The following is an 8,060-nucleotide window of genomic DNA, read 5'->3' on the forward strand; positions in this document are numbered from 1 at the left end:
CTTTCGGACCATCCGTAACGACGCCCTTGCCTGCCCCTGCCAACCCTCCATCAATGGCCAGCCCAACCTCAACTCCCAATGCAGTCGAACTCGCGGCGTTGTCCCGCACCACGCTGGCACCCTGGCCTTGCATGGTGTGCAAGGCATCCAGATAGCCTTTCATACGGATGTCTTCAGGTAACGAGGCAACCGAGTTCCAAGCGTTCTGGATATCCCGCTCCGCACAGCTTGAACAGGTTAGCGCACCCATCAACCACAAGGCAGTTTTTGAAGGCGCGCTGACGATCCCTTCCAGTGCCAGCCCAAAGCCCGCTTGGCTACCTTCACCTTTGGCATTCAGCACTTCCGCACGGTTCGCGGGGTCCCTCGTATAGCTCGCGGGATTCGCTAGGGCTATGTTTTCCAGAACGCTGGTCAGGGCCTCCTTGTTCTTGAATAGCGCCGTCAGCCCCACCCGCTCGTTGTAGTAGTCAGCCTGGGTCACCTGGAAGAGATTGCTGTCCGGGCCTGTGCCCAGCTCCGTACGCAGATACTGAGCAGCCCGGGCAGCGTTGATGTCTGTGCCGGCCAAGGCCTGGTTCCAGCCATTGTCCACCATCATGGCGGCCGTGCTGAGAAGCTCTTTGCGGGCGGTGTCCTCGCTCAGCCCATTTTCCTGGGCATAACGTTTGACGCGCTCCACATCCGATGCGAATTTGATTTCATCTGGGTGTAGCTGCCGGTTGTACGCCGTCCCGCTTTTGGCGATCTCGGCGCCCAGACTCACATCGCCATTGACCGCACTTGCCGCGGCTACGCCAACGAGTTGCGAGGCCATCAGTTCGAGGTTTTGATCGCCACCTACCATTTTCCCAAGGAGGTTGATCATGGCCTCGTTGGCACCAGCGGCCGCCGCTCCAGTCTTGAAGTCACTGCCGGAGGCTTCGGCCAGCAGACCTCCCATCAGGGCGTGAGCCATGATTTTCGGCGGGCTGCCATCAGGGTATTTGACCGAGTCGCCAATGAAATTGAAACCTACCGCCATTCCCAGGTTGCGCGCCTGACCTGCCATGGCATTACCGAGGTTGTCGATGTAGCTGCCGCCATAGGCGGCCTGCTGCATGACCGATTGAGCAAAGCCTTGGGCAATGCTGTAGGCAGCAAATCCACCGATTCCCTCAACTGTACTGAGCTTGAATCCTTTGGTGACTTTGTTGATGTTGTCACTGGATACGCCGAATGCCTTGTCCAACTGCGGGCTGACGAGATAAGCCGTGGCCGCTGCGATGGCGTACCCTTTCAGACTGTCAGCGCTGGTGGCCTGTTGCAGCCCCTTGCCAAGGTCACCGCCATTGTTGATGGTGCCAATGGCGAGGTTGCTGGCCATTGCGCCATACACCGGGCCGAGGTAAGCAGCTGCAACGATGGCAATGGCCAGTGACGGCGCAGCCCCCAACCCCGAGTTGCTGTACTTCCAGCTATCGTGCACCTCCTGCACCATGCGCCAGTCCACATCCCCGCGCTGCTCGGCCTCCTTCAGCCACGCCAGTTGCGGATCCGCCTGCACCATCGCGTCGATGGTCTGGCTTACGGTCTTCTGGTCGATATGCTTGAGGTCGATCTTCAGCCCTTCCACGGCCTTGATCGCCAGATTCCCCTGGGCCACGATCTGGCTCTGGCGCACGGTTTCGTCGGTCTGGCCCTTGCCCTTCGACGACTGCCACGCCAGGTCGCCCTTGCTCTTCTCGTGGCTTTCCTGGTGCAGATCCTTCACCGCCTCGAAGGTCACCGCGCCGCCGCTGACGATGGCCAGGTCGTTGCCCGATTCCAGCTTCGCGCCCTGGTAGGTCTGGTCGCCGCCGCTGAGCAGGGTGAGGTCGCCGCCGCTGCTGATCTGGCTGCCCACCGCCTTGACGTCGGTGACTTCGTCGCGCCGGGTTTCCTTGCGGCCGAAGTCGCCTTTCTTCTTCTTGTCGTACAGGTAGTAGTTGCTGTCGTTGGCGGCCAGCAGTTCCAGCTTGTCGCCGGCCACCAGGTAGGCCTCGTCGCCGGCGCTGGCCTGGCTCGCGATCAGGCGCAGGTCCTGTCCGGCATTGATCGCCAGGTCGCCCCCGGCATCCACGCGGGTGCCTTGCTGGGCGACCTTGTCTTCCTGGTAGGTGACCTTCCTGGTCTTGCTGTAGGCATGCTCCTCGTTCGCCGCCGCCGCCAGGGTCACGTCGCGCCCGGCGGAGAGGGCGATGTCGCGGCGCGCTTCGAGGGCGCTGGCCACTGCGCTGAGGTCGCGCCCGGCGCTGACGTTCAGGTCCCGCCCGGCACTGACTTCGGCGCCGAGCTGGGTCACGCTCTGTAGCCGCGACGTGCTCCAGCGGGTCTGGCCCTGGCGGTCCTCGACGGCGGCGACGGTGACGTCGCGTCCGGCGTCGAGGCTGAGGTCGCCGCGGCTCTGCAGCACCCCGCCGAGGTTGGCGATGTCGCGTCCGGCCTGGACGTTCAGGCTGTTCGCCGCCTCCACCCGCGCGGCGCTGTCGGCGAAGCTGCGTTCCCAGGTGCGGCCGTCGAGCGCGCTGTCGTAGCGGGTCACGCTGCGTTCGTTGATCACGTCGCCGGTCAGCGCGGTGAGGCTCACGTCGCGCCCGGCGATGACCCCGCCCTGGCGGTTGCGGATCGAGTCGCCGGCGAGCAGGTCGAGGCGCTTGCCGGCCTCGATCAGGCCGCTGTTGTCGAGGTTGTCGGCCGTCGCCGAGAGGTCGTTCCGCGCGCGCAGGGTGCCGACGTTATGCAGGTCGCCGCCGCTCACCAGCTTCACGTCGCGGCCCTGGATCAGCGCACCGTTGGGTGCCAGCCGACCCTCCGCCTGGGCCAGGTAGACCACTGGCGCGAGGACCTTCTCGCCGTTCACCTCGACCTCTTCCAGCCACACGATGTCGTGGGTCAGCGCCGCCATCTGCTCCGCGCTCAAACCCACGCCCAGTTGCAGCTGGAGCTTGTCCTTGTAAGCGATGGCGTTGTCCATCAGGTAGCGGAACAGCGCCTCGTCGCTGCTCAGCCCGTCGATGTAGCGCTGGCCGGTGCGCGCCACCACCGCGTCGCGGATCAGCCGCTGCTCGTAGAGACCGTCGCCGAGACGCTTCTTGCTAGCGTCCGGGTTCATGCCCAGGCCGCTGAGCAAGTAGTCCGAGTTGAGGAACTGCTTCAGTTCGGTGAGCGCCGGGTTGGTCTCGATCAGATACTTGTGGCTGGCGCTCGGCGTGGCGTTGCCGGGCACGCCCTGGACCCGGGCGACGCCCGGCAGGCTACCGCCGAGCGTGCTGCCGCCCTGACCCTGGACGTTGGCCGCGCCAGCCAGGCCGTCGACTCGCACGCCCTGGCCCTGCCAGGTACCGGCGGCGTTGCCGGCGCCTTGCTGGCCGACCGAGACGCCGCTACCGCCCTGGGTGCGGTCGGCGCCGGCACCGAGCGCGGCGCTGCCATTGCCGTCCTCGGCGAAGCGCGAGCTGAGACGGAACAGGCCGTTGTCACCCTGGGGCAGGCTGAAGCCGGGCAGGGTAACCGGGTTGACCTGGCGCCGCGCCAGGTCGGGCGGCAGTTGCGAGGTCAGCGGCACGACCACCGAAACCCCGCTGCCGCCCACCGCGCTGTCGCCCACCTGGCGGCCGCTGCCGACGAAGGTGTAGCCGGGGCGGGTGACGCCGTTGTCGATGCGCGTGCTGGCATTGACCGTGACATCGCCGGCGGCCTGGATCACCGCTGCGTAGGACTGGTCGCCACTGCTGATCGGGGTCGGCCCCTTGCTCGGGAATTCGTACTCGAAGGACCAGTCGCTGAGGATCGCGTTGAGCGCGGCGGGGATCTCGCCCGCGCGCGCCGGGTCGAAATTGGCGCTCTGGTACCAGTAGAGGTTGGTGAAGTTGCGCGACTTCTGGTCGATGCCGCCGATATCGCCGCCGCGAGCGGTACGCAGCACGCGGATGGTTTCCAGCTCGCCGGTTTCCAGGCCCTGGTTGTCGAGGACTTCGAGGTTGGCGGTGAGGTTGCCGCCGCTGCCGATCAGACTGGAAAGGTTGTTCAGGGTGCCGCCGTCGATGGCGAAGTCGCCTCCGGCCAGCAGTTGCCCCATGGCGCTGCTGGCGGTGACCTCGGTCTTGTCGCGCTGGGTGATGGTCCAGATGGCGTTGCGCTTGCCGCTGCAGTCGCCCGCGTTGACGCCTTCGATGCAGGCGGTCTGCTCCATCTTCGCGGTGTACAGGCCCGACTTGCTTTCCAGCACGGCGCGACGGTTCTCGATCAGGCTGGCACGCAGGCTGAAGTCCTTGCCGCTCTCGATCACCCCGGAAAGGTTGCGCAGGCTGGCGGCACGGTTGCCGGCATCGTCGCGGGCGATATCCAGCCTGCCGAGGCTGTACACATCCCCGTAGAGGTTGGTGATGTCGCCGGCGCGCAGGGTCATGTCGGCGCCACTGAACAGCAACCCGCGCTCGTTGAGCAGGGCGGGCGCGTTCAATCGCAGGTTGCCGCCGCCGCCCAGGGTGCCGTAGTTGTTCAGGCTCGCGGCGCTGGCCACGAGGTCGCCGGCGGCGGTGATCCGCCCACGGTTGACCAGCAGGTTGCCGGCGCCGAGCGTGACATTGGCGCCGCCGGCGAGGCTGGCGGCATTGCCGAGGTCGAGGCTGGCGGCGTTCAGGGCGAAGTCGCCGAGGCTGGTGGCGCGGCCGTTGCCACGGTAGCCGCCGCTCAGCTCGAGGCGCAAGCTGCCGTCGCTGGCCAGCAGGCCGTCGTTGCTCCAGTCGCCGCCGCGGCCAGTGAAGGACTGCACCGCCAGCAGCTTGCCCTCGGCCGTCTGGCGGAAGGTGCCGATGTCCAGGTTCAGGCGTCCGGCTTGCAGCACGCTGCTGTTGGTCCATTCGCTGGCGCGGATGTCCAGCAGGCCATTGGTGGTCAGTTCGCCGCCGGCGCGGATCACCTGCCCGGAATCCAGGCCGAAGGTGCCGTTGCCGGTATGGAGGATGCGCCCGCCGGCGTTGGCCAGGCTGCCCAGTTGCAGGTCGAGGTCCTGGTTGGCGCTTTCCAGCACGCCGTAGGCGTTGTTCAGGCCGCCAGCGACCAGCCGCGTGCTGCCGCTGCGGCCGAGGGCGCGCAGGCTGCCGCCGCTGTTGTCGATCGCGGCGGCGCGCAGGTGCAGCTCGCTCTCGCTTTCCAACTGGCCGAAGCGGTTGGCCAGCGCGCCGGCCAGGCTGAAGTCGATGCGCCCGGCGCCGACCTTGCCGCCCTGGCCCGCCGCCGCGCCCTGGTTGAGGAAGCGCTGGCCGTCGAGGCTGAGCAGGCCGCTGGCGTAGAGGCCGCCACCCTGGTTGTCGAAGTCGACGGTGACGATGCGGTTGTCGCCGCCCAGCGCCGAGACATGGCCCTGCTGGTTGCGCACGCCTTGCCCGGCGCGGATTTCCAGCGACTGCGCCTGGGTGACGCCGGCGCTGTTGTCGAACAGCCCGGTGACCAGCTTCAGCCAACCCTTGGCGCTGTTGAGCACGCCGCCGGCGCCGTTGTCGAGGCTGCCGCTCTGCAGGTCTAGGTTACCGGCCCGGCTGTCCAGGCGGCCGCCCTGGTTGTCCAGCGCGCCACCGATACGCAGCTGGTTGTCGCCCTGGGCCTGGAGCGTGCCCTGGCGGTTGTCCAGGCTGCCGGCCTGCACCTCGAGGGCGCCGGCCTGGCTGAAGATCAGGCCGTCCTGCTGGTTGCGCAGGGCGCCGCCGCCCAGGCGCAGGCTCATGCCGGCCTGGCTGGCGAGGGTGCCGGAGGCGCTGTTGTCGAGGCTGCCGGCGCTGATCTCCAGCAGCCCCTGGCTGACCAGCTTGCCGCCGCGGTTGTCGACGCTGGCGCTGCGCAGCAGCAGGTCGCCGCCGCTGGCCAGGCGCGCCGCGCCGGTGTTGACCAGGGCGCCGCCGAGGATGGCGTCGAGCCGGCCCTGGCTGATCAACTGGCCGTCGCTGTTATCCAGGCTGGCGCCCTTGAGCAGCAGGCTGCCGCCGTTGATCCGGCCGCCGGCGTTGTTCAGCAGCGTATCGTCGCGCTCGAAGCTCAGCGCGCGCTGCGCCGAGACCAGGCCGCCCTGGCCGTTGTCCAGCTTCCCGGCGATGCTCAGGGTCACGTCGCTTTCGCCGGAGACGATGCCCTGGGCGTTATCCAGGCTGGCGGCGTCGATCCGTTGCGCGCCCTTGCTGACCAGGGCGCCCTGGCCGTGGTTGTCCAGCGCGCCGCCGAGGCTGACGGCCAGCTCGCCGTCCTTGCTCGAAAGGGTGCCGCCGGCGCTGTTGTCCAGGCTCCCGCCTGTCACCGTCAGGCCCTGCCATCCGGAGAGCAGGCCGGCGCCGGCGTTGCCCAGCGCGTCGGCGTCCAGGCGCAGTTTCCCGGCGCTGATGATGCGCCCCTGCTGGCCGTTGTCGATGCGCCTGGCCAGCAGCTCGAAGCCCTGCTGGCTGGAAATCTCGCCGCCCTGGCGGTTGTCGAGGACGTTCAGCCGCTCGATGCTCAGCGGGCCGCGGGCACTGATCAGGCCGCCCTGGTTGTCCAGGTCGCCGCCCCGCAGGTCGAGACTGACGCCGCGCTCGCCGATCAGCCGGCCCTGGCGTTGCACCAGGCGCTCGACCGTCAGGCGCAGGTCGCCCCGGGCGGAGATTTCGCCGCCGTCGGCGGAGTCGACGCGCCCTGCCGTCAGTTCCAGTTCGCCGTCGCTGGTGAGCAGGCCGCCACGGTTGTCCAGGTTGGCGGCGCTCAGGCGCAGCGACTGCTTGCCACTGAGGGCGCCGCCACGGTTGTCGAGGTCGGCGCTGCTGACGTCCAGGACGCCCTGACTGATCAACTGGCCACCCTCGGCGTTGTCCAGCGCGCCAGTGGCGACGCTCAGGCCGGCGTTGCCGGAGAGCAGGCCCTTGCCGCTGTTGTCCAGCGAGGCGCTGGCGAGCGTCAGGCGGGCGCCGGAGACGGTGCCTTCGGCGTGGTTGTCCAGCGCGCCGTCGACGCGCAGGTCGATGCCGGCGCGACTGGCCAGGGTGCCCTTGGCGCTGTTGTCCAGGCGAGCGGCCGCGATGTCCAGGCCGGCGGCGCCGGAGATCACCCCGGCCAGGCTGTTGTCCAGGGCCTGGGCGATGCGCAGGGTCAGGCTGTCGGCGCCGATCAGGCGCCCGCCGCGGTTGTCCAGGCTGGCGGCGGCGAGGGTGAAGGCGCGGTCGCTGGAGATTTCCCCGCCGGCGCCGTTGTCCACCGCGCCGAGCTGGCGCAGCAGCAGCGCGCCGGGCGTGGCGATCAGGCCGCCGTCGCGGTTGACCAGCGTGCCGCCATTGAGGTCGAGGGTGACGCCGGTTTCGCTGACCAGGACGCCGCCTCCGCGCTGGTCGAGGCCTTTCAGGTTGGCGTCGAGCAGGCCCTTGGCGCTGATCCGGCCCTGCTGGCCGTTGTCCAGCCGGGCGGCCACCAGGGTGATGCCGGCGTTGCTGCCGATGCCGCCGTTGCGGCTGTTGTCCAGCACGCCGGTGCGGATATCCACCGCGCCCTTGGCGCTGATCACACCGGAACGGCTGTTGTCGAGGCTGGCGCCCTTCAGCGTCACACCGGCATCGCTGAGCAGCCTGCCGCCCTGGTTGTCCAGCGCGGCCTGGCTGGTCAGCGCCAGCGCACCGGCGCTGGAGAAGGTCCCGCCACGGTTGTCCAGGCGCGCGGCGCGCGCCGTCAGGCTGCCTTCGCTGACCAGCGCGCCGCCCTGGTTGTCCAGCACGCCGCCGAGGCTCACGCTCAGGCCGTTCTGGCTGTCGAGCCGACCGCCGTCGCCGTTGAACAGTTCGCCGCCGTCCAGGCTCAGGCCGTCGCGCCCGGCCAGCACCCCCTTGGCCTGGTTCAGCAGGCGCTGCACGGTGAGGCGCAGGCCGCTGTCGCCGATGACCTTGCCGCCGCGGTTGTCCAGTTGCTCGCGGGCGTTCACGGCGACCTTCGAGGTGCTGGAAATCTCGCCGGCGCGGTTGTCGACCTGCCGCGCCTCGATAGCGATGCCGCCATTCGCGGCGATCAGCCCGGACTGGCTGTTGTCGAGC

General features: G+C 68.6%; 1 protein-coding gene. It reads right to left on the bottom strand.

What is annotated here, in order from left to right:
* Positions 1 to 8,060: DUF637 domain-containing protein (locus tag ACTJJX_RS34500; RefSeq protein ID WP_440782059.1), on the bottom strand; the 8,060-nt coding region annotated here is incomplete at both ends.

This window comes from Pseudomonas sp. 22490, assembly GCF_052044465.1.
Classification (GTDB): Bacteria; Pseudomonadota; Gammaproteobacteria; order Pseudomonadales; family Pseudomonadaceae; genus Pseudomonas; species Pseudomonas aeruginosa.